Origin of the sequence: Streptomyces sp. V1I1, assembly GCF_030817355.1 — a bacterium.
Taxonomy (GTDB): Bacteria; Actinomycetota; Actinomycetes; order Streptomycetales; family Streptomycetaceae; genus Streptomyces.
The window spans coordinates 5,388,899-5,411,682 of record NZ_JAUSZH010000001.1 but is presented as its reverse complement, the minus strand read 5'-3'; the positions used below and the strand labels follow the sequence as shown (position 1 = coordinate 5,411,682).

The 22,784-nt window shown below is 70.5% G+C and carries 18 protein-coding genes and 1 pseudogene; 7 read left to right on the top strand and 12 right to left on the bottom strand.

What is annotated here, in order from left to right; translation table 11 throughout:
* Window positions 1–12 precede the first annotated feature (12 nt).
* The 3 genes from QFZ67_RS25600 to QFZ67_RS25590 all read right to left on the bottom strand — a co-directional run bounded on the left by QFZ67_RS25600 (window position 13) and on the right by QFZ67_RS25590 (window position 3,025).
* Window positions 13–774 carry a thioesterase II family protein gene (locus QFZ67_RS25600; RefSeq protein WP_307663415.1) on the bottom strand — a complete coding sequence of 254 codons (762 nt, stop codon included), beginning with the start codon at window positions 772–774 and terminating at the stop codon, window positions 13–15.
* Between the two features lie 93 nt (window positions 775–867).
* Window positions 868–1,341, bottom strand: coding sequence for a DUF1772 domain-containing protein (locus tag QFZ67_RS25595; RefSeq protein ID WP_307663414.1), 474 nt, complete (start codon window positions 1,339–1,341; stop codon window positions 868–870).
* Window positions 1,342–1,408: 67 nt separating this feature from the next.
* Window positions 1,409–3,025: a von Willebrand factor type A domain-containing protein gene (locus QFZ67_RS25590; protein ID WP_307663413.1), complete on the bottom strand. Its 1,617-nt coding sequence runs from the start codon at window positions 3,023–3,025 to the stop codon at window positions 1,409–1,411.
* 365 nt (window positions 3,026–3,390) lie between these two features.
* Between QFZ67_RS25590 and QFZ67_RS25585 the strand changes: the two genes are divergently transcribed.
* Complete coding sequence (locus QFZ67_RS25585; RefSeq protein WP_307663412.1) at window positions 3,391–3,993, top strand: DNA-binding response regulator; 603 nt, start codon at window positions 3,391–3,393, stop codon at window positions 3,991–3,993.
* Between the two features lie 45 nt (window positions 3,994–4,038).
* On the opposite strand, the gene QFZ67_RS25580 is transcribed toward QFZ67_RS25585, so the two are convergent.
* Together QFZ67_RS25580 and QFZ67_RS25575 are read right to left on the bottom strand one after the other, a co-directional pair.
* Window positions 4,039–4,896, bottom strand: a complete 858-nt coding sequence (locus tag QFZ67_RS25580; RefSeq protein WP_307663411.1) for an ABC transporter permease — start codon at window positions 4,894–4,896, stop codon at window positions 4,039–4,041.
* Window positions 4,893–7,658 carry an alpha/beta fold hydrolase gene (locus tag QFZ67_RS25575; protein WP_307663410.1) on the bottom strand — a complete coding sequence of 922 codons (2,766 nt, stop codon included), beginning with the start codon at window positions 7,656–7,658 and terminating at the stop codon, window positions 4,893–4,895. Before QFZ67_RS25575 ends, QFZ67_RS25580 begins: the two co-directional genes overlap by 4 nt.
* 145 nt (window positions 7,659–7,803) lie before the next feature.
* On the opposite strand from QFZ67_RS25575, the gene QFZ67_RS25570 reads away from it, so the two are divergent.
* Both QFZ67_RS25570 and QFZ67_RS25565 read left to right on the top strand, forming a co-directional pair.
* Window positions 7,804–8,220 (top strand): GNAT family N-acetyltransferase, encoded by a 417-nt coding sequence (locus QFZ67_RS25570; protein ID WP_307663409.1) that lies wholly within the window; start codon window positions 7,804–7,806, stop codon window positions 8,218–8,220.
* Between the two features lie 192 nt (window positions 8,221–8,412).
* On the top strand, window positions 8,413–9,600 hold the full coding sequence (locus QFZ67_RS25565; RefSeq protein WP_307663408.1) for a S8 family peptidase: 1,188 nt from the start codon (window positions 8,413–8,415) through the stop codon (window positions 9,598–9,600).
* Window positions 9,601–9,708: 108 nt separating this feature from the next.
* On the opposite strand, the gene QFZ67_RS25560 is transcribed toward QFZ67_RS25565, so the two are convergent.
* The 6 genes and pseudogenes from QFZ67_RS25560 to iolC form a co-directional block, all read right to left on the bottom strand.
* Entirely contained in the window at window positions 9,709–10,482 is a 774-nt protein-coding gene (locus tag QFZ67_RS25560) for a DUF2637 domain-containing protein (protein ID WP_307663407.1), read from the bottom strand.
* 495 nt (window positions 10,483–10,977) lie between these two features.
* Entirely contained in the window at window positions 10,978–12,477 is a 1,500-nt protein-coding gene (locus QFZ67_RS25555) for a CoA-acylating methylmalonate-semialdehyde dehydrogenase (RefSeq protein ID WP_307663406.1), read from the bottom strand.
* Window positions 12,478–12,503: 26 nt separating this feature from the next.
* Window positions 12,504–14,420: a 3D-(3,5/4)-trihydroxycyclohexane-1,2-dione acylhydrolase (decyclizing) gene (gene iolD, locus QFZ67_RS25550; protein ID WP_307663405.1), complete on the bottom strand. Its 1,917-nt coding sequence runs from the start codon at window positions 14,418–14,420 to the stop codon at window positions 12,504–12,506.
* Window positions 14,417–15,307 (bottom strand): 5-deoxy-glucuronate isomerase, encoded by an 891-nt coding sequence (gene iolB, locus QFZ67_RS25545; RefSeq protein WP_307663404.1) that lies wholly within the window; start codon window positions 15,305–15,307, stop codon window positions 14,417–14,419. Before iolB ends, iolD begins: the two co-directional genes overlap by 4 nt.
* Before the next feature lie 16 nt (window positions 15,308–15,323).
* Entirely contained in the window at window positions 15,324–16,208 is an 885-nt protein-coding gene (locus QFZ67_RS25540; RefSeq protein WP_307663403.1) for a deoxyribose-phosphate aldolase, read from the bottom strand.
* Window positions 16,205–17,313, bottom strand: a pseudogene (iolC, locus tag QFZ67_RS25535) (5-dehydro-2-deoxygluconokinase). Before iolC ends, QFZ67_RS25540 begins: the two are co-directional and overlap by 4 nt.
* A gap of 129 nt (window positions 17,314–17,442) precedes the next feature.
* Between iolC and QFZ67_RS25530 the strand changes: the two are divergent.
* Both QFZ67_RS25530 and QFZ67_RS25525 read left to right on the top strand, forming a co-directional pair.
* Window positions 17,443–18,354, top strand: coding sequence for a sugar phosphate isomerase/epimerase (locus QFZ67_RS25530; protein WP_307663402.1), 912 nt, complete (start codon window positions 17,443–17,445; stop codon window positions 18,352–18,354).
* A 214-nt stretch (window positions 18,355–18,568) separates the two neighbouring features.
* Complete coding sequence (locus QFZ67_RS25525; RefSeq protein ID WP_307663401.1) at window positions 18,569–18,766, top strand: AlpA family transcriptional regulator; 198 nt, start codon at window positions 18,569–18,571, stop codon at window positions 18,764–18,766.
* Between the two features lie 43 nt (window positions 18,767–18,809).
* Here QFZ67_RS25525 and QFZ67_RS25520 read toward each other — a convergent pair whose 3' ends face one another.
* Complete coding sequence (locus QFZ67_RS25520; protein ID WP_307663400.1) at window positions 18,810–21,194, bottom strand: MMPL family transporter; 2,385 nt, start codon at window positions 21,192–21,194, stop codon at window positions 18,810–18,812.
* Window positions 21,195–21,358: 164 nt separating this feature from the next.
* Here QFZ67_RS25520 and QFZ67_RS25515 point away from each other — a divergent pair, with 164 nt between their 5' ends.
* A complete protein-coding gene (locus QFZ67_RS25515) occupies window positions 21,359–22,210 on the top strand; it encodes a TetR/AcrR family transcriptional regulator (protein ID WP_307663399.1) in 852 nt (283 codons plus the stop codon).
* Window positions 22,211–22,328: 118 nt separating this feature from the next.
* On the top strand, window positions 22,329–22,640 hold the full coding sequence (locus QFZ67_RS25510) for a heavy-metal-associated domain-containing protein (protein ID WP_307663398.1): 312 nt from the start codon (window positions 22,329–22,331) through the stop codon (window positions 22,638–22,640).
* The last annotated feature ends 144 nt before the right edge of the window (window positions 22,641–22,784 follow it).

Sequence of the window (22,784 nt, the reverse complement as noted above, 5' to 3'; positions counted from 1 at the left end):
CGGGTCGTCGGGTCAGCGGGCCGGCCGGGCGACTCTGCGAGTGATCAGGGCTGCCAGGTCCGCTGCGTAGTCCTGGTCCGACAGATAGAAGTGCCCGCCGCCGGGAAAGACGTTCAGCGCGAACTCCCCCGTGGTGTGGGCGCTCCAGGCCCGCGCCTCCTCTTCGGTGACCCGCGGGTCGCGGTCTCCGAGCAGGGCCTCGAGCGGTGTTTCGACGACGGCGTCCGCGTCCGGGCTGTAGGTCTCGATCGCCCGGTAGTCGGCCCGCAGCGGCGGCAGGATCAGCTCCCGCATCTCCGGATCGGCCAGCAGCCGTGCGTCGGTCCCGCTCAGCGCCTCTGTCTCGGCCACCAGCCCGTCGTCGTCGAGCAGATGAAACGCCTCCGGCCGGTGGGTCGACGGCGCTCGCCGTCCCGACACGAACAGCACCTGCGGCGGCAGACGGCGGGCCGCCTCGAACGCGACGAGCGCACCCATGCTGTGCCCGAAGTACGCGAGCGGCCGGTCCGCCCACGGCTCCAGCGCGGCGATCACTCCCGACGCCAGCTCCTGGAGGTCGTCCGCCGGCGCCTCGGCCCGCCGGTCCTGCCGCCCCGGATACTGCACGGCGAGCACCTCGACCGCCGGACTCAGCAACCCCGACAGTGCGTGGAAGTAGCTTGCCGAGCCGCCCGCATGCGGAAAGCACACGAGCCCAATGCGCTCCTCGCCGCCGGCCGGCAAGGAGTGGTACCGCCTGATCCACAGCTCGCTGTCGACGATGATCCCCGCCATGCCTGTCTCCTCCGTACGCCAGTGATCACATGCACTCGGCCACGAGCTTGCGCCAGGCCGCTAAAGCGACGGTTTCCTCCGGCCTGTTCACGGTCACTGCAGCGCGGCGCCGACCAGCAGGGCGAACGACGCGAGCGTGAACAGGGTGCGGATCAGGTGCAGGAGGTTCCAACGGGGCTCGAAGGCCGCGCGAACCTCGCTGTCGGGGGCGGCCGGAGAGAGGTTCTCCGCCGCGGCGAGGGCGTTGTTCAGCGGGATGTTGCCGACGATGGTGATCAGATGGTTGATGACCGCGCACACCAGGCCCGCGACGATCAGCCATCGCTGGGTGTCCGTGCGCCCGTCGACGGGCACGGCGAGTGCCGCGGCGGGGAACGCGATGATCCCGAGGAAGAGGAGAAGGAAGGCAGGGCGCGGTACGACCTCGTTGATACGGCGCATGGCCGGCAGGAACTGGTCGTCCGACAGCCGGGCGAGCGCGGGCATGACCGAGATCTGGAAGGTCAGCATGAAGCCCGCGTACAGCCCCGTGAAGATGATGGCGAGGGCGAGGAGAAGGGTGGCCATGGCGCACATCATGACGCGAGGGGACGGACGACGCGGCATCGCGCCGCGCCGCCCGTCCCCCTCCCCCTCAGTCCCGTACGCGCTGCGCCTGAGCGATCGCCTCCGCCAGCTCACGCACCGCGCCGTCCTCCGTCGAGCCCGCCAGCTTCCTCGCCCGGCCCACCAGTTCGCCCAGCCCCGGCGCCCCGGGCATCGAGCCGCCCCGCATTGATTCTGCGAAGTACGCCGCGACCGCGGTGACTTGGAGCCGCTTCGAGCCCCCGTCCCACAGCGCGCCGTCGACCGCGTCCGTCTCGACCGAGCCCGTCTGTTCGTGCGGCGCCCGCGTCCTCGGGTCGAGCCAGCGGACGGTCGCCGTCGCGACGTGACCGCTCGCGCCTTCCCTGAGCCGTACGGCATACAGCGCCGTCACCGTATGGCCCGGGCCGACCTCGCCGCCGTCCACCGTGTCGTTGCGGAAGTCCTCGTCCTCGACCGCGCGGTTCTCGTATCCGATGAGCCGGAACTGCTGGACGGTCTTCGGGTCGAAAGCCACCTGCGCCTTGGCGTCCCGTGCGCGCAGTTCGACATGCGTGGGCAGCTGGTCGCAGAAGACCTTCCTGGCCTGCTCGCTGGTGGAGACATACGTGGTGTGCCCGTCGCCCTTGTCGGCGAGCCGCTCCATCAGCGCATCGCCGTACTCACTGCCGACGCCCACGCCGAAGAGCGTGATGCCGTACGTGCGACGGGCGTCGTCGATCCGGTCGAGGATCGCGTCGGCCTCGGTCTCGCCGGTGTTGGCGAGTGCGTCGGAGAGGAGGACGACGCGGTTGGTGGCCCCGCGGCGACGGCCCTCGACCGCCTCGTCGTAGCCCTGCCGCACGCCCGCCTCGACATTGGTGGAGTCCGTGGGCTCCAGGCTGTCGATCACCTCGTGGATACGGTCGCGGTTGTCGTCGACCCTGGTCATCGGCAGCCGCGTCTTGGCCTCGTCGCTGAAGGTGACCAGCGCCATCGAGTCGTCGTCGCGCAGCTCGTCGGTGAGGATGCCCAGCGACTCCTTGACCAGATCGAGCCGGCCCGGCTCCGCCATGGAGCCGGAGATGTCGATGACGAAGGTGAGGGCGGCCGGCGGCCGTTCACCCTTGCGGTCGGAGGGGCGGGTGGAGAGACCCACGCGCACCAACGACCAGTCCCCGCCGCCCGCTCCGTCATCGCCCCGGCCGCGGATCTCGCCCTCCGCGCTGCCGGGCCGCGCCCCGTCGACCGTCACCGAGAAGCCGTCGCCCTTCGGCCGCGGGTAGTCCTGCCGGAAGCTGTTGATGAACTCCTCGGGCCGGATCTGACCTGGCTCCGGCCGCCGCCCGTCGGCGAGGGTGCGGCGAGCATAGCCGTACGAGGCGGTGTCCACGTCGAGCGCGAAGGTCGACAGATAGTCGGGGGCCCGTTCGGACTCCCGGAACGCGTCGCCCTCCCGCGCCCCGTCAGCCCCTCCGTCCACTCCCGTGGCGGGCGCGCCTCCTCCCCCGTCCGGCGCTATCGGCGCGGGATCGGGCCTCGCGCCGTCGTTCGCCCGCTCCTTGGCGCCGCCCTGGGAGGTCCGGTCGGCGTGGCCGCCGCCACCGCCGCAGCCGGCGGTCAGCAGCATGCCGCCGGCCAGGACCGCGGCCAGCACTCCCCTGTACGTCCGTGCGCTGAGCTTCATCTGGGCTCCCCTGGGTCGTCAGCACTTGTGAATGTGACGTCCGAGACGGCCCCGGGGAGCTGTCGAAGGAGTTGCGGATGAATCTCAATGCGGCAACGGCGGGCGGGAGTTGCCCGGAACCGTTCCCGGAACCGAAAGGAATGGCAATGACTCGCCAGCCGCGAACCGGAACTTGTCACCATGTGCAATCGTGGTTGTACATGGAGTGGCATACGGATCCGAGGGGACGGGCCGTGTGGCGTGTGAAGGGCGGGGGATGATCTGTCATGGCAGTGGGGGTGGCCCCGGGCTCCGTGCTCGGTCGGGAGGTCTCTCGGTCTGTCCTGCGCGAAGCGCCGGGGCAGCCGGTTCAGGGAGTGACTCAGGTGAGAGCGGCCCTGGCAGGGCTGGTCCGCTCGGCGCGCCATGAGCTCCTCAGCTTCGACGACCCGGCGAGCGCGCTGGGCCACGGCATCCCGGAGCCGTTCCTGGAATTCGGTGGCGCCTGTGTTCGTACGGCCGCCGAACAGACCGCGGCGGTCAGGCGGATCGCGCCCCGGCACGGGCTGACCCATCTTGCGCAGCCGTGGCTCTGCCCCGGCGCGACGCGGGTGACGGACTCCATCCCGTTCAAAATGGTTGTCGCCGACCGTTCGGTCGCTGCCGTTCCCCTCGATCTGGAACTGCACTTCAACGGCGTGCTGTTGATCCGCGACCCCGTCGTTGTCCAGGCCCTGGTGCGCACGCACCGCGCCTGGTGGGACACCGGTGACAATCTGACCCGGCACACCGTGCCCGGCGCCGTGCCGGCCCATCTGCAGCCGGTGCTCCTGGCCCTGCTCGCCGGGCTCACGGACGAGACGGCCGCGACCCGCCTCGGCATGTCCGGGCGTACGTACAGCCGCCGCGTCGGTGAACTGCTCACCGACCTCGGCACGACGAGCCGTTTCCGGGCGGGAGCGGAAGCGGCTCGTCGGGGCTGGGTGTAGCGAGCCCTACGCCGGCGGTCTGCGCCGGCGGGTCTCCGCCGGCGACTACGACACGATGTCCTTGCGGGAGAAGTTCCGGAAGGCGAGCGCGAACAGCACCAGGGCGTATGTCACCGAGACGGCCGCGCCCTTCACCATGCCGTTCCACTCCAGCTGCGGCTGGAGCGCATCGATCCATGCGAACTGCCAGTGCGCGGGCAGCACATCGCGCCACGACCCGAGCGCCGTGACCGCGTCCAGCACATTGCCGATGATCGTCAGTCCGACCGCTCCGCCGACCGCGCCCAGCGGGGCGTCGGTCTTGGTAGACAGCCAGAACGCAAGCCCTGCGGTGACCAGTTGGGAGAAGAAGATGAACGCCACGACCAGCGCCAGCCGCGACACCGTGTCGCCGGCGGCCAGGGAGCCGCCTGTGGGCAGTTTCAGCGGCCCCCAGCCGTATGCCGCGGTGCCCGCCGCCAGGGCCACCAGCGGCAGAAGCACCATGGCCGCCGCACTGAAGCCGAGCGCCACCGCCAGCTTGGACCACAGCAGCCGGGTGCGCGGGACAGGGGCTGCCAGCAGATAGCGCAGCGAGGACCAGTTGGCCTCCGAGGCCACGGTGTCTCCGTGGAAGAGGGCCACCGGCACCACCAGCAGGAAGCCCGCAGAGACGAACAGACAGGTGGCGGCGAAGTTCGCGCCCGACGCGGTGGCGGTGTCGATCAGAGTGATCCGGCCGTTCTCCCCGCCGTCCGGGGTGCCGCCGATCGCGAAGGCGGCGATCAGAATGAGGGGCAGCGCGGCCAGCACCCCGGCCATCACCAGCGTCCGTCTGCGCTTCAGCTGCCGTACCGCCTCGACACGCAGCGGCAGGGTGTGCCGTGCCCGGTAGCCCGGGGCCGAATCGACCAGCGTGCTCATGCGGATCCTCCGATCAGGTTGAGGAAGGCATCCTCCAGGCGGCGGTGCGGACCGACGCCCGTCAACGGCACGTCCAGCCGGACGAGTTCGGCGATCATTCCGGTGGCGGTGGCCCCGTCGAGCCGTACGAGCAGTCCTTCGTCCGTACGGGTCGCCGAACCGATCCCGGGCAGCGCGGCGATCTTCTCGACCACCGGCTCCGGCACCTCCTCCGCGGTGGTGACGAGCAGTGTGTCGCTCTCTCCGGTGATCTCAGCGACCGGTCCCGCCTGCACCAGCCGGCCGCGGTCCATGACCACCAGATGGGTGCAGGACTGCTCGACCTCGGAGAGGAGGTGACTGGAGACGATGACGGTCCGGCCCCCGGCCGCGTACCGGATCATCACGTCCCGCATCTCGCGGATCTGGGGCGGGTCGAGTCCGTTCGTCGGCTCGTCGAGGATCAGCAGATCCGGCATGCCGAGCATGGCCTGGGCGATGGCGAGTCGCTGGCGCATGCCCTGCGAGTAGGTGCGTACGGCGCGGGCGAGGGCGTCGCCGAGACCCGCGATCTCCAGGGCCTCCTCGATGTGCGCGTCGCTCGCTGGCCGGCCGGTGGCCCGCCAGTACAGCTCCAGGTTGTCGCGGCCCGACATATGCGGCAGGAAGCCGGCGCCCTCGACGAATGCGCCGACCCGGGAGAGCACGGGCGCACCCGGCCGGATGGCGTGGCCGAAGACGCGGATCTCACCGTCGTCGGGCCGGATGAGCCCCATCAGCATGCGAAGGGTGGTGGTCTTGCCCGCGCCGTTGGGGCCGAGGAGGCCGAGGACCTGCCCCTTCTCGACACGGAAGGACAGCTCCCGTACGGCATACCGGTCCGCGGACTTGGCGTACCGCTTGGTCAAGCCGGTGATTTCCAGGGGCACTTCGGCACGCTCGGGGTCGGGTGGCGGGGCGAGGGCCCTGCGCCGGGCGGTGAGCAGCAGCGCCGCCGCGATCAGCGCGCCCGCGGCCGGGAGCGCCCAGGTCCACCAAGGCAGTCCCGCGGCCTGGGTCTTCACGGCGGGCGCGGTGGGCACGGCGAGCGCGCCCGCATCCAGGAGAGAGACGGTGTACGTGGCGGGGGCGGCCGGCGAGGCATAGCCGAGGTCCGTCGCCGACAGGACAAGCCGCAGCCGGTGTCCGGCGTCGACGTCGTGGTCCACGGCGGGCAGGGTCAGTGTGACGTCCTTGCCCTGCTTGGCGTTCTCGACGCGGACCGGCGCGACGAGCTGGGAGGGCAGCACCTGTTGGCGGCCGTCGGGCCCTACGTCGTACACCTTCCCGAACAGGACGGCGTCGCCGCTGCTGGAGGCGACCTTGACCCGGACGGTCGGCGAGCCCGTGATCCGCAGTGACCGGTCCAGCGGCGCGGACTCGAAGCGTGCGGACTGGCCGGGGAAGTCGAGCGAGAGGCCGACGCCGAGAGAGGAGAGCCGGCCGAGTCCGCCGCCGAGGCCCGGGACCGCGGAGATGGCGGGCGGGCCCGCGCCGGCCGGGTTGGCGAAGCGCTGCTCGCGGCCGGTGAGCGGGATCGGCTCTGCGCCGCTCGCGAGACCCGGGTAACTGTCGCCGGTCGCGCCGCGCAGCAGGGCCTCGCCATCCGTGGAGTCGACGCCTCCGGTCCGGCTGACGCGGAAGGCGGGTCCTGTGTCCGCGCCCTTGTCCTGCCCCAGATACCGGTCGAACCAGTCGCCGATGCGGCCCTCGACGCGGCCGGTCTCCCGGTCGCCGCCGTCGTGCCCGCCGGCGATCCAGTCTACCGAGACGGGTGCGCCATTGGCGCTGATCCGCTTGGCCATGGCGTCGGCGTGCGAGAGCGGGAAGAGGGAGTCGGCCTGGCCCTGCACGATGAGCGCGGGCACCTTGATGCGGTCGCCGACGGCGGAGGGACTGCGGCTTTCGAGGAGCGTACGGGCTGCGGCGTCGGGCTTTCCGGCGACGGCGACGCGTTCGTACATGGCGCACAGCGCGGGCTGGAAGCGCCCGCAGCCGCCCGGGTTCGCGGGGCCCTCGGCCGCGTCGGCCTTGGCCGCACCGGCGGCTGTTGCCGCGTCGCCCGCAGTCGCGGGACCGGCCGGGGCGTCTCCTGCGGGCGCGTCGGCGGGGGCGGCTCCGTCCGTGCCGGCCGCGGAGCCGGTGGAGAAGAAGATCCCGGCCCAAAGCTTCTTGAAGACGCCGTTCGGGAAGAGGGCGTCGGCCAGGTTCCAGTAGGTGATCTGGGGGGCGATCGCGTCGACGCGCTTGTCGTGTCCGGCGGCGAGCAGCGAGATCGCCCCGCCGTAGGAGGAACCGGTCATGCCGACGCGCGGATCGCCGTCCGCGTCCAGCCGCACCTCGGGCCGTTTCGCCAGCCAGTCGATCAGCCGGGAGACGTCCTTGACCTCGAATGCGGGATCGTTGAGCCCGATCTGCCCGGTGGACGTGCCGTGGCCGCGGGCGGACCAGGTCAGCACGGCGTATCCGTCGCGGGCCAGCTTCTCGGCCTGGGCGCGGACATCGTCCTTGCTGCCGCCGAAGCCGTGCCCGATGAGCACGGCGGGCCGGCGCTCCGTGCCGCCCGTCGTGAAGTAGGAGGTGTCGATCTTCGCCCCGGGCATTTCCTGCACCCGGTCCTCACGGTGCACGGCCGGTGCGCCGTCGTCGGCGACCGCGGTCCAGGTGCCCGCGCCGGCCAGGACGGCGAAGGCGGCCACGCCTGCGAGCCATCGGCCGCGCGGCCGGGGAAGTCGGATCTGCATGGTTGAACCCTAAGCGGATCCCCTGTGCCGTCTCGGCTGCCGCCAGGCGGAACTCATGAGCCTCCGCAAGTAGTACGGAGTACGGTCGCCCTACACCAGACGCGGTACGCACCCCCGTAGGGAAAGGGCCAGGAAAGGGACCCGTATGGACATCCGGCGCGCGACGACTGTCGCCGAGCTCACCGCGGCCGAGCACCTCTACGACGGCCCGGCGCGTGCGGAGTGGGCCGAGCGCTTCCTGGCCTCCCCCGGGCATCTGATGCTGATCGCGTACGTGGACAGGGCGCCGGCCGGGATGGTGTCGGGCATCGAGATGCTCCATCCCGACAAGGGCTCGGAGATGTGCCTGTACGAGCTGTCGGTGGACGAGGCGTACCGCAGGCGCGGCATCGGAAGGGCGCTGGTCGAGGCGTTGCTCAAGGTGGCGCGGGAGCGGGGCTGCTACGACATGTGGGTCGGCGTGGACACGGACAACGACCCGGCGCTCGCGACGTACCGCTCGGCGGGAGCGAAGGACGACGGTGTGTTCGCGATGCTCACCTGGGACTTTCCTCAGACGTAGCCTCCGGAATCCGGCATTCCGTATCGTTTCCACCCGGCCTGATGGGTCTTCACAATCCGGCGTCCCGCCATGTCTTACACATTCCGCTCTCTTGTGTCGCAGGTCACGTCACGAGACCCTGGTCAGCGCATATGCACCTCCTGACACCATGCACGACCGTACTTGCCCGTCCTCCGGTCAACGAAAGGTCAGGTGCACGAGATGAGAAGCACTGCCCGCCGCTATGGGGCGCTGATACCCGCAGTCGCCCTTGCGGCCGGTCTCCAGTTCGCCGCCTCCCCCACCGCGCAGAGCGCGACCATCGGCGATCTCCGTCTCGCTCCCACTGCAACTGCCATACAGAACAGCTGGATTGTCGTCCTGAAGGACGGCTCTACGCGCGCCGCCGATCTGGGCGTCACACCGAAGCACACCTACCGCAGCGTCCTTGAGGGCTTCTCCACGACGATGTCCCGCGCGAAGGCGGCAGAGCTTGCCGCCGATCCGCGTGTGGCGTACGTCGAGCAGAACTCCACGGTCCGCCTGAACGAGACCCAGGCCAACGCGACCTGGGGCCTCGACCGCGTCGACCAGCGGAATCTGCCGCTGTCGAAGTCGTATACATACAACACATCCGCGTCGAATGTGAACGCGTACATCATCGACACCGGGATCCGCACGTCGCACAGCGAGTTCGGCGGCCGTGCGAGCGTCGGCACGGACACGGTGGGCGGCGGCCAGAACGGCCAGGACTGCCAGGGCCACGGCACGCATGTCGCGGGCACGGTCGGCGGCAAGACATACGGCGTTGCCAAGGGCGTCAAGCTCATCGCCGTACGGGTCCTGGACTGCAGCGGCTCCGGCACGACGGCGGGGGTCATCGCCGGCGTCGACTGGGTGACTGCCAACGCCAAGAAGCCGGCTGTGGCGAACATGAGCCTGGGCGGCAGCGCGAACACGTCGCTGGACAACGCGGTGAAGAAGTCCATCGCCTCGGGCGTCAGCTACGCGATCGCCGCGGGCAACGGCATCATCCTCGGTCTGCCGGCGAACGCCTGTAACTACTCGCCGGCCCGCGTCCCCGAGGCGATCACGGTCGGCGCGACGGACAGTTCCGACCGGCGGGCGTCGTTCTCGAACTACGGGACGTGCCTCGATCTGTTCGCGCCTGGCGTGAACATCACCTCGGCGTGGAAGGACAACGACACGGCGACGAACACGATCTCGGGCACGTCGATGGCCACCCCGCACACGGTGGGCGTCGCGGCGCTCTATCTGTCGACGCACGCCACCGCCACCCCGGCGCAGGTCCGGGACGCACTGGTGAACAACGCGACGAGCGGCAAGGTCCAGGACCCGCGGACCGGGTCACCGAACAAGCTGCTGTACTCGCTGTTCTAGACCCGCTCTTCCGGCAGACCCGCTCTTCCGGCCGGGCAAATGCCCGAGGAGCGCCTTCCCATCCGGGTACGGGCGCTCCTCGGACAGCATCGTGCTTGCCGGCTTCGCCTACTGCGACTCCGAATGCTCATGACCCATGCAAGGGCGCGCGCCTTTGCACCAGCCGCCTGCCCGGTCGTGTGCCGGTCGGGTGAGGGTGATGTGGCGTACGAGCTGATGGAAGCAGACCATGGACGCGAGGGCGGGGAGACCGGCGACGGCCGCTCCGCTGACGGTCCTGGGCGCCTCGGCAATGCACGTAAGAACGGCGACTCCGCAGAAGAGCACGGCGAAGGCCCAGGAGTGCGGAGCGCTGCGGCGGTGCAGCGCGGCGCGCAGGATCGAGAGGGATGCGACCATCCACGGTCCGTACACCAGCATCGGCCACCAGGGAGCCAGGCCGTGGGCACCACCGGGGACAGCGACCTGTCGCAGGATGTCGTGGGTGAACAAGCCCCCGAGGACGCTCACCATGGCAATGATGACCGTGCTCACCGCTGCGATGGCGTAGCTGAGGGACTGGTTGCGAGTGAGCGTCCACGCTCTCGTCTTCACCTTGTGCATCGGGCGCCGACGGTGGCAGGACGGGCCGATCGTCGGGGGCCGCAGTTCCATGACCGGCTTCGGCAGGTCCAGGGGTTCGGGGGCTTCCTGCAGCAGCTGCGTCAGTTCGACGTCCGGTTCCCAGCGCCCCTGCAGAACATCTAGGTCCGGGGCGGAGATTGGTTCCTGCACGAACGCGGAAGGGTAGCCGTCCCACTGGCCGGGGAGGGTGGCGTACGCCTCGCCGTATTGCTCAGCAGCAACACCGTACGTCCCGAACTGGTCATATCTGTCATGCATGTGGTTCCTGCCGTGGACGATGTAGGAGGTAGAGGCTGAGGCCGCTCCCGCAGCTGGCCGCAGCTGTAGCGTGCGAGCGCACGCGCGGCGGTCACGCCGGGGAGCGACGGGCGTAATCGGCCTCGATCTGCTCCATGGCCGCCATGAAGTCCGCCAGTTCCGGGTTCCACGGCCGGACCAGGGCGGCGGCACCTTCTGCGCTGGTGTTCATGGGCCGCAGGAGCGATCCCTCGGAATGCGAGTTGAGCAATTGAGGCTGTGCGATAGGCGTTTTCACAGACCTCTCAACGACAACCGTGCCCCGCCCGCTGTCGGCCACCTGGATGACAAATAAATAGGAATTAGGGTAAATCTGCTCTCCCATTCGGCGAGGCCGTGACCCGGCGCACCGCACGTGAACTGCGTTCTCTTTTCAGTGAGTTGGGTGAGCAGCCCTGAAACGGACCCGGCCCGTACGGATGAAGGTTCCGTACGGGCCGGGTGCGTGGTGGGCGGTCAGTGGTTGCGGGGGAAGCCCAGGTCCACGCCCGCCGGGGCGTCCGAGGGGTCCGGCCAGCGGGTGGTGACCACCTTGCCGCGGGTGTAGAAGTGCACGCCGTCGTTGCCGTAGATGTGGTGGTCGCCGAAGAGCGAGTCCTTCCAGCCGCCGAAGGAGTGGTAGCCCACCGGGACCGGGATCGGGACGTTCACGCCTACCATGCCGGCCTCGATCTCCAGCTGGAAGCGGCGGGCCGCGCCGCCGTCGCGGGTGAAGACGGCGGTGCCGTTGCCGAACGGGGACGCATTGATCAGGGCCACGCCGTCCTCGTACGTCTCCGCGCGCAGCACGCACAGCACCGGGCCGAAGATCTCGTCGCGGTAGGCGTCCGAGTCGGTCGAGACGCGGTCCAGGAGCGAAAGGCCGATCCAGTGGCCGTCCTCGAAGCCGTCGACCGTGTAGCCGGTGCCGTCCAGGACGACCTCCGCGCCCTGGGCCGCCGCGCCCGTGACGTAGGAGGCGACCTTGTCGCGGTGGGCCTTGGTGATCAGCGGGCCCATCTCGGAGTCCGGGTCGTTGCCGGGGCCGATCTTGATCTTCTCGGCGCGCTCGCGGATCTTCTGGACCAGCTCGTCGGCGATGGAGCTGACCGCGACGACCGCGGAGATCGCCATGCAGCGCTCGCCCGCGGAGCCGTACGCGGCGGAGACCGCAGCGTCAGCGGCCGCGTCCAGGTCCGCGTCCGGGAGAACCAACATGTGGTTCTTCGCGCCGCCGAGCGCCTGGACGCGCTTGTGGTTGGCGGAGGCGGTGGTGTGGATGTAGCGGGCGATCGGGGTGGAGCCGACGAAGGAGACCGCGGCGACGTCCGGGTGGGCGAGCAGCGCGTCGACCGCGACCTTGTCGCCGTGGACGACATTGAGCACGCCGTCGGGCAGGCCCGCTTCGGCGGCCAGTTCCGCGAGCAGGTTGGACGCCGACGGGTCCTTCTCGCTCGGCTTCAGTACGAAGGTGTTTCCGCAGGCGATGGCCAGCGGGAACATCCACATCGGGACCATCGCCGGGAAGTTGAAGGGCGTGATGCCCGCGACGACGCCGAGCGGCTGGCGGATCGCGGACACGTCGACCCGGTTGGAGACCTGGGTGGACAGTTCACCCTTGAGCTGGGTGGTGATGCCGCAGGCCAGCTCCACGATCTCCAGGCCGCGGGCGACCTCGCCGAGCGCGTCGGAGTGGACCTTGCCGTGCTCGGCGGTGATCAGCGCGGCGATCTCGTCGCGGTGCGCGTCGAGGAGCGCGCGATAGCGGAAAAGGATGCCGGTGCGCTGCGCGAGCGAGGACGTACCCCAGGTGGCGTACGCCTCCTTCGCCGCTGTGACGGCCGTGTCGACCTCCTCGGTCGAGGCCAGCGCGACCTGGGTGGTGACGGCGCCGGTCGCCGGGTCGGTGACCGGGCCCCAGTTGCCGGACGCGCCCTCGACGGTCTTGCCACCGATCCAGTGGTTGACGGTCTTCATTTCGTGCTCCTTCACAGATGGCGGCGTCACAGATGGCGGCGTCGGGCTGCGACCTGCCGGTCGTACTCCTCCCGGGCCTTGACCGCCGACGGGCGGGTCGCGGTCTCGGCCACCGGAACATCCCACCACGCCTGCGCGGGAGGCGCGCCCGACACAGTGTCTGCCGTTTCGGTCTCGACGTAGACACCTGTGGGAACGTCTGACGCCCGTGCCTCGGCGAGGGCTTCGCGCAGGTCACGCACCGTCTTGGCGCGGATCACACGCATGCCCAGCGAGGCGGCGTTGGCGGCCAGGTCGACGGGGAGCGGGGCGCCGGTGTACGTACCGTCGTCGGCCCGGTGGCGGTAGGCGGTGCCGAAGCGCTCCGCACCCACCGACTCGGAAAGGCCTCCGATGGAGGCGTACCCGTGGTTCTGCAGGATGACCACTTTGATCGGGATGTTCTCCTGGACTGCCGTGACGATTTCGGTGGGATTCATCAGATATGTACCGTCGCCGACGAGCGCCCAGACGGGCCGTCCGGGCGCGGCCATCCCCACGCCGATGGCCGCGGGGATCTCGTATCCCATGCAGGAGTAGCCGTACTCGACGTGGTACTGGTCGGCGGAACGGGCGCGCCACAGTTTGTGCAGGTCGCCCGGGAGCGAGCCCGCGGCGTTGATCACGATGTCGTCGCCGGTGACCAGCGTGTCCAGTGCGCCGAGCACCTGGGGCTGGGTGGGGCGGGTGTCCAGGTCCTCGGCCTCGTACGCGGCGTCGACGCGGTGCTCCCAGCGCTCCTTGTCGTCGGCGTACTCCGTCTCGTACGCGGGCTCCACATGGAAGCGCGTGCCCAGCGCGCCGGCCAGCTCCTCAAGGGCGGTGCGGGCATCCGCGACGAGTGAGAGCCCGGACATCTTGTGGGCGTCGAAGGCGGTGACGTTGATGTTCAGGAACCGGACGGCCGGGTTCTGGAAGAGGGTCGCGGAGGCGGTGGTGAAGTCGGACCAGCGAGTGCCGACACCGATCACCAGATCGGCGGTACGAGCCAGTTCGTCGGCCGTGGCGGTGCCGGTGTGGCCGATGCCGCCGACGTCGCAGGGGTGGTCGTGGGGCAGCGAGCCCTTGCCCGCCTGGGTGGAGGCGACCGGGATGCCGGTCGCGTCGGCGAAGGACCGCAGGGCTTCCTCGGCCTCGCTGTGGTGGACGCCGCCGCCCACAACGATCAGGGGGCGGCGGGCCGCGGTCAGCGCACGGCGCGCCGCGTCGAGCGCGTCCAGGTCGGGCCGGGGCCGGCGCACCTGCCAGACGCGCTCGGCGAAGAACTCCTCCGGCCAGTCGTACGCCTCGGCCTGCACGTCCTGCGGCAGCGCGAGCGTGACCGCGCCGGTGGCGGCGGGGTCGGCGAGCACTCGCATGGCCTGAAGGGCGGCCGGGATCAGCGCCTCGGGGCGGGTGACGCGGTCGAAGTAGCGGGAGACTGGGCGCAGCGCGTCGTTGACCGACACATCGCCTGCGTACGGGACTTCGAGCTGCTGGAGGACCGGGTCGGCGGGGCGGGTCGCGAACACGTCGCCGGGCAGCAGCAGGACCGGCAGCCGGTTGATGGTGGCGAGCGCGGCGCCGGTGACGAGATTGGTCGCGCCGGGGCCGATGGAGGTGGTGACGGCGTGGGCGGAGAGGCGGCGGGACTGGCGGGCGTAGCCGACGGCGGCGTGCACCATGGCCTGTTCGTTGCGGCCCTGGAAGTACGGCATGTTGGCGGCGGACGCGCCGGGTGTGGCTGACGTGGCGGACGCGCCGGACTCGAGGAGCGCCTGGCCGAGTCCGGCGACATTGCCGTGCCCGAAGATGCCCCAGGTGGCGTTGATCAGGCGGTGGCGGCGGCCGTCGCGCTCGGTGTACTGGCGGGCCAGGAAGGCGACGAGGGCCTGGGCGACGGTGAGTCGGCGCGTACTGCTCATCGGGGGCCTTCCTTGGCGTCGGCTTCGTACAGGGGCAGTCGGGGGTCGACGGGCTGCGTCGGCCAGGTGTCGCGGATCCAGCCGTGGTCCGGGTGGTCGCAGATCAGCCACTCGCGCTTGTCGCCCGGACCTGCCATGACGTTCAGGTAGTACATGTCGCGGCCGGGCGCGGCGATGGACGGGCCGTGCCAGCCGTCGGGGATCAGGACGGCGTCGCCGGTGCGGACTTCGGCGAGGACGTCCGTACCGCCGGGACGGGACGGGGAGACCCGGTGGTAGCCCATGCCGCCGCGGTCGATCTCGAAGTAGTAGATCTCCTCGAGCTCGGACTCGACGCCCGGGCGGTGCTCGTCGTGCTTGTGCGGGGGGTACGAGGACCAGTTGCCGCCAGGGGTGAGCACTTCGACCGCGATCAGCTTGTCGCAGGCGAAGGTGTCCGCGGCCGCGAAATTGTTGACCTGGCGCGAGCAGTTGCCCGAGCCGCGCAGCTCGACCGGTACCTCCGGCGCGGGGCCGTAGCGAGCGGGGAGTCGTCGCTCGCACTTCGCTCCTGCCAGGGCGAAGCGGCCTCCCGCACCGGAGGCGATCTGTGCATGGGCATCGCGCGGTACGTAGGCGAAGTCCGTCACTCCGCCGAACACGCTTTCCCTGCCCTGCAGTTCAAAGATCTCGCCTTGCGTCCGCACCGTGCAACCGCCGGTGAGCGGGAGCACGATCCACTCGCTTTCCCCGGCGGCGAGGGAGTGCGAGCCGCCGGGCTCCAGCTCCAGTACACGGAGGCTGGAGTAACCCCAGCCGGCCTGCTCGGGGTCGATCCGGAGGGCGTAGGGACCGCTCGCCGCGCTCCCCGCCGGCACGTACTGCTTCTGGTCGTCGTGGTCGCTCATGACTTCTCCGTACCCCCTACAGCAGTCCGACGGCCGTATCGACCGCCCCGGCGACGTCACCGTCGACCGGATAGAGCAGCGACCGTCCCACCACCAGTCCCTGCACGGTGGGCAGTTGCAGCGCACCACGCCATTTCTCGTATGCGCCGTGCTGGTCGTCGCCGATCTCGCCTCCGAGAAGGACCGCGGGCAGGGTCGAGGTCTCCATCACGGCCGCCATGTCGTCGGGGTCGTCGGTGACGGGGACCTTCAGCCAGGAGTACGCGGAGGTGCCGGCAAGCCCGGACGCGATGGCGATCGACCGGGTGACTGCTTCGGCGCTGAGATCGTTGCGGAGCAGGCCGTCGATCCGGTGACAGATGAACGGCTCTATGAAAACTGGAAGCTGACGCGCAGCCATCTCGTCGACGGCGCGGGCGGTGGAGTGCAGCGTGTCGAGGGAGGCGGGGTCCTGGTAGTCGATACGGAGCAGCAGCTTGCCCGCGTCGAATCCGAGCCGGTCCAGGTCCTGTGCGCGGTGTCCGGTGAACCGGTCGTCGAGCTCGAACGCGGCGCCCGCGAGGCCCCCGCGATTCATCGAACCCATGACGACCTTGTCGTCGAGGGCGCCGAGGAGCAGCAGGTCGTCGAGGATGTCGGCGGTGGCGAGGACGCCGTCGACGCCGGGACGGGAGAGGGCCAGGCAGAGCCGTTCGAGCAGATCGAGCCGGTTGGCCATGGCGAAGCGACGGTCCCCGACGGCGAGGGCGCCGCGGGCGGGGTGGTCGGCGGCGATGATCATCAGGCGCCCGCTGTCGCCGATGAGCCGGGGTCGCCTGCGCCGCCGGGTGGCGGCCTCGGCGACGGCCTCGGGATGGCGGGTGCGGATCCCGACGAGCTCGGCGATGTCGACGCGGCTCACGAAGCGGCTCCGGGCGGAGGTGTGTCGCCGTGCCGATACGGCGCGGCGGGTGTCGGGACCGGGGACGGCGGGGGCGGTGCGCTGGGCGGCGGGGTCGGGGACGGGGCGGCGGGCGCGGGCGGTGCGGCGGGCGGCGGGGTCGGGGACGGCGGGACCGGGCCGCCGGTCAGGACCTGGTCGACCTCGGCGGCGTACGGCATCGCGGTGGAGCAGGCGAGGCGGGCGGCGACGATGGCTCCGGCGGCGTTGGCGTACCGCATGATGCGTTCCAACTCCCACCCGGAGAGCAGCCCGTGGCACAGCGCCCCGCCGAACGCGTCCCCGGCACCAAGCCCGTTGACCACCTCGACGGGGACGGGCGGGACCTCGGCCTGCGTCCCGTCCCGGTGTACGGCGAGAACACCTTTGGGACCCTGCTTGACGACGGCGAGCTCGACCCCGGCGGCAAGGAGCGCGCGGGCCGCGGCGTACGGCTCGCGCTCGCCGGTGGCGATTTCGCACTCCTCCAGATTGCCAACAGCGACGGTGGCGTGCGCCAGGGCCTCGGCGTAGTACGCCCGCGCCTCGGCCGGGTCCCCCCAGAACATCGGCCGCCAGTCGAGGTCGAAGACCGTGATGCCGGACCGGTCCCGGTGGGCGAGCGCGGCCAGCGTCGCCGTACGGCTCGGCTCCGCGCACAGGCCGGTCCCGGTCATCCAGAAGACGCGCGCCGCGCGGATCTCCGCGAGGTCCAGCTCGTGCTCATGGATCTCGAGGTCGGGGGCCTTCGGCTGCCGGTAGAAGTAGAGCGGGAAGTCGTCCGGCGGGAAGATCTCGCAGAAGGTGACCGGGGTCGGATAGGCGGCGACCGCGGTCACCCAGCGGTCGTCGACCCCGAACTCCCCCAGCGCCTGGTGGAGATAGTCCCCGAAGGCGTCCTGGCCGGTGCGGGTGATCACCGCCGTCCGCCGGCCGAGCCGAGGGCCGCCCCGACCGCGACATTCGTGGCCGAGCCGCCGAGGAACTTCCCGAACGTGTCGACCTGCGCCAACGGGACCCCGGTCCGCAGCGGATACAGGTCCACCCCGATCCGGCCCATCGTGATCACGTCGTACGGCTGAGGCATGCGCGTCCCTTCGGTTCGACGCCGGCTGTCCCCAGGTGTAGTGCTCCTTCCTGAACCCTGTCAACATTTTGTCCTTACATTCGGACGAAGCCTTGACACCCTTCCGCGGCGGCCGGAAAGCTCGTCCGCATGACCTCATCCGTCCCCTCCCTGAACCGCATCCGGGTCGGCTCGGCCCCCGACTCCTGGGGGGTGTGGTTCCCCGACGACCCCCAGCAGGTTCCCTGGCAGCGCTTCCTCGACGAGGTCGCGAGTGCCGGTTACGAATGGATCGAGCTCGGCCCGTACGGCTATCTCCCGAGCGACCCGGCCCGCCTCACCGAGGAGACGGCCCGGCGCGGCCTGAAGGTCTCGGCGGGAACGGTCTTCACCGGGCTGCACCACGGGCCGGCCGTCTGGGACAAGACCTGGGCGCATGTCTCCGACATCGCCGCGCTGACCCGGGCCATGGGCGCGGAGCATCTGGTCGTCATCCCCTCCTTCTGGCGCGACGACAAAACTGGCCAGGTGCTGGAGGACCGCACCCTCACCCCCGCGCAGTGGCGCGATCTCACCGCCCAGACCGAACGGCTGGGCCGAGAGGTGTGCGAGCGGTATGGACTGAAGATCGTCGTCCATCCGCACGCGGACACCCATATCGACAGCGAGGAGAACGTCAGCCGGTTCCTCGACGCCACCGATCCCGAACTGGTCTCCCTGTGTCTGGACACCGGGCACTACGCCTACTGCGGCGGCGACAGCGTCAAGCTGATCGAGACCTACGGGGAGCGGATCGGCTACCTCCATCTCAAGCAGGTGGACCCGGAGATCCTCGCCGAAGTCGTCGCGGACGAGGTGCCGTTCGGTCCTGCGGTCGGCCGGGGCGTGATGTGCGAACCGCCGGCCGGAGTACCTGCGCTGGAGCCCGTACTGGCCGCGGCCCAGGCGCTGGACGTCGAACTCTTCGCCATCGTCGAGCAGGACATGTACCCCTGCCCGCCGGACAAACCCTTCCCTATCGCCCGGCGGACCCGCGGTTTCCTGCGCTCTTGTGGTGCCTGACGCGAACACGCCACTTCCGTGTGGGTTGTTGCCGCCTCATTTCGCATGTCCCCGTTTTGCGAGTCTTCCGTCACAGTCGATCAACAGCCCCTCCCCTCGCTCCCCTCGCAGTCGTTCAACGGGTACAGCTCAGTGATCGCCAGCGTCCGCGCGGCAGCTCCCCCGACGGCCCCCCGCGCCGCCGCTGCCGCGCACGCACGGAGGTGCCACACAGATGACGGACAGAAGACTCTGGTCCTACAAGGACATCGCCGCGCACATCCGGGTGCAGCCGGACACGGTCCGCTCCTATCGCAAGCACGGCCTTCTCCCGCCGCCCGACCACGTGGAGGCGGGAAAGCCCTACTGGTACGCGGACACGATCCGCATCTGGGTGGCCAATCGCCCCGGGAACAGGAGCCGCAGGGACTGAGCCCCCGCGAGGCGCGCCCGGGAGTGGGCGGTCCGCCGCGGTGTCAGGCCCTGACGCTGTCCCGCACCCCGCCCGGGTCCGGGTCCGGGTCGGGTTCCGGGCCCGGGTCCGGCTCTGAGCCCGGGGCCGGCTTCTGCTCCGAGTCCGGCTCAGGGCCCGGGTCCGGCTTCTGCTCCGAGTCCGGTTGCGAGTCCGAGTCCGAATCCGGCCGCGGTGGCACGGGCTGCGATATCTCCCCCTCGCTCAGCCCGAATCGCTGATGGAACCGGCGCAGCGGGCCGGGCGCCCACCAGGTCGAGGCGCCCATCAGCTTCATCACCGAGGGGACAAGCAGGCTGCGGACCACCATGGCGTCCATCAGCACGGCCAGCGCGATTCCGAGACCGAGCATCTTCGTGTTGGTCACCCGTGAGGTGCCAATGCCCACCATCACGACCGCGAGGATCACGGCCGCCGCGGTGATGAGCCCGCCGGTGCGCTGGAGGCCGAATCTCACCGCGTGCTCATGGTCGTGGGTGCGGTCGTACTCCTCCTTGATGCGGGAGAGCAGAAAGACGCCGTAGTCCATGGAGAGCCCGAAGGCGATGCAGAACATCAGCACGGGCAGCGTCGTCTCTATGTCACCGGTGGAGGTGAAGGCGAGCAGCCCGGAGAGGTTGCCGTCCTGGAAGACCCAGACGACCGCGCCGAACATCGCCGTCAGACTGAGGGCGTTGAGCACGACCGCCTGGATCGGGATCAGCACACTGCCGGTGAGCAGGAAGACCAGCAGCAGGGTCACCACGGCGATGATGGCGAGCGCCAGCGGCAGCCGGTCGGCGATGGCGGCCTTGGAGTCCTCCAGCACCGCGGCCCTGCCCGTCACCGAGGTATCGAACGGGGCCGGGACGTCGCGCAGTTCATGGACGAGCTGCTGCGCCTCCTCCCCCACCGCCTCGCCCTTGGGCTGCACCGTGAAGTAGGCGGTTCCGCCCGAGGCAACGGGACCGTCGACCCGCAGCACCCCCGGAAGGTCGGCGATGCGGTCGCGGTATTCGGCGTACGCGGCGGGCGTCGTCGCGGCTTCGCCGGAGTCCGCATCCTGGGCGACCACCGCGAGGCCGCCGGCCGGGCTCCCGGGGAAGCCGTCCCGTATCTGCTGCTGGACCACATGGGACTCGGCGGTCGACGGCAGCTGGCGATCGTCGGGGGTGCCGAACTTCACGCCCAGGAAGGGCAGTCCGAGCAGCACCAGACCGGAGATGGTGGCGAAGGCGAACAGCGGAGCCCGGCGCATCACCAGGGCCGCGACCCTGGCCCACCCGGCACCGGCCGCTTCCCTGTCCGCGCCCGCCTCTTCGGACGATGCGCCGGCCTTGCCCCGGCCCCGCCGGAAGAGGCGGCGCAGATCCAGCGCATTGACCCGGTGGCCCAGGAGCATCAGCGCGGCCGGCAGCAGGATCAGCGCGGCGGCCGCGGCAAGCAGCACAACCGCGATCCCGGCGTAGGCGAAGGAGCGCAGGAAGTACTGCGGGAAGACCAGCATCGCCGCCAGCGACACGGCCACGGTCAGCGCGGAGAAGAGAACCGTGCGGCCCGCGGTGCGCAGGGTGATGCCCACCGCCTCCCGCACCTCGGCCCCCGCCCCCAGTTCCTCCCGGAATCTGCGCACGATGAACAGGGCGTAGTCGATGGCGAGTCCGAGGCCCAGAGCCGTGGTGAGGTTCTGCGCGAACACCGAGACATCGGCGAACTCGGTGATGCCGCGCAGCACGGCATTCGTCCCCAGGATGGCGATAATGCCGACGCCCAGCGGGAGCAGTGCCGCGATCGCGCTGCCGAAGACCATCACCAGCAGCACCAGCGTCACCGGCAGGGCGATCAGCTCGGCCCGCAGCAGGTCCTCCTGGATGATCGTCGTCATCTCGTGCTGCACGGCGACGGGGCCGCCGATCGAGACCTCCACCGGGCCGTGCGCACCCCGGAAGTCGGGCGCGATCCGCTCCAGCACCTCGGCCCTGGCCTTCTCGTCACCCTCGATCCGGGCCGTTATCAGCGCCTGCCGACCGTCCTCGGCGCGCAGTGCGGGTGAGCCGGTCTTCCAGTACGAACCGACACCCGTGACGTCCTTCTCGGCGGCGAGGCGCTCCGCCAGCCGTCGCCCCTCGGCTGCGACCGCGGGGGCGTCGACGCTCGCCCGCCCGCTGTCCACCAGCAGCAGCAGATTCGGCTGCGATGCGGGGAACTCCCGCTCCAGCGCGGCCGTCGCATACGTCGACTCGGCGGCCGGGTCCTCCCAGCCGCCGCTGCCCATGCGCTCGGCGACCCCGCTGCCGGCGAACACGGCGAGTGCGGTGAGCACCAGGGCGGCCAGCAGCGAGAGCCGCGGCCGCGCGGTGACGAAGCGGGTCCATCCCCCGACCGGCGGCGGGCTGTTGACTTCAGACATGGTGCGGTGTCCCCTTCACCGTGGCCCATGCGCAGGCTTCCCGGCAGGCAGCATGAGTCGACCATTGCCATAGACTGGCAAACACGAGCTGTCGCTCGCATTAATCAAGAATGCGAGTGACCACTCGCGTTTGTCAACCGCACCAGGAAAGCTGGGGATTTCACGTGCCGCAGCCCACGACGCCGGAGCCCGCCGCGACGACTGCCATCGCTGCGGCCGCCGCGGCCAAGGGAACTTCCGGACCGGCCTCGACCACGGGGGCCAGCAGAGCCTCCGGGACCAGCAGCACCTCCGGGGCGGCCAAAGCCCCCGGGACCAGCAGCGCCTCCGGGGCCGCCAAAGCCGCCGGGACAGCCCCCCGGACCGCCAAGCCGCGCCGCCGTCAGGCCCGTGGCGAGCGCCGTATCGCCCAGCTCCTCGAAGCCGCCGCGAACGTCTTCTGCAGCAGCGGCTACACCGCCGCCAGCACCAACGCCATCGCCCGCGAGGCCGGCGTCTCCCCGGGCACGCTCTACCAGTTCTTCCCGAACAAGGAGGCCATCGCCGTCGAGCTCGGCGGCCGGCTCCTCGAGCAGTGGCGCGAGTCCCACGGCGCGGCACTGACCGCCGCCAACCTCAACCTCCCGCTCGACGAGCTGCTCGACGCGGTCCTCGATCCACTCTTCGCGTTCAACCACGAGAACCCGGCCTTCGCCGTCCTGATGCACGGCCCCGACATCCCCGGCCAGATCACCCAGGAGTTCAACGCGCTGCACGCGGGGCTGCTCACCCGGATCGAGGAGATCATCGCGGGCTACCTCCCCGACGCCCCGCCCGCCGAGCTCTCCCGCACCGCCGCCACGATCTTCGCCATCTTCAAGGCCGGCCTGGATCTGGTACTCACCCACGAGGGCGAGGAGCGGCAGGCGTACATCGCAGAAGTCAAGAAGGTCATGTTCGGGTACCTGAACCCGATCGTCGGCGAAGCCGTGACCGCCACGACGGAGCGGCGAAACGCGGCGCCGGGTTCGCATTAATACCCCCTAGGGGTATAGTCTGGTGAGCGTCGGGAAGCTACGGCATTCCCCGTCTCTCCGGCACCATGACCTCGTACGTGTACCCAGTACGTGTTGCACCCTCGAAGAGGAGAACGCCATGACCGCCGAGACGAAGACCGAGAGCGCCCAGGCGACCGGCTCCTGCTGCTCGTCCACCGGCTCCTGTCACGACGGCGCGGCCGACGTCCGGATCGGTGGCGTCACCACGGTCTACCAGGTCACCGGCATGACCTGTGGCCACTGCGAGGGCGCCGTCACCAGCGAGCTCTCCGAGCTGCCGGGCGTCACTTCCGTGAAGGCGGTCGCCGCAAGTGGCCAGGTGACGGTGGTCTCCGATGCCCCGCTCGATGAGACGGCCGTGCGCGAGGCCGTGGACGAGGCCGGATACGAACTCGTCGGCCAGGCCTGAGACCGGGCACCCAGCGCCGGCACCGGGCACCCTGCGCCCAGCACCGCGGCGCGCCCAGCACCGGGCACCGAGCGCCCGCTACTGCAATGCCCTCCCGCCGGGCCGTGCCCGACCAGTCCCACACTGGTCAAGTACGGCCCGGCG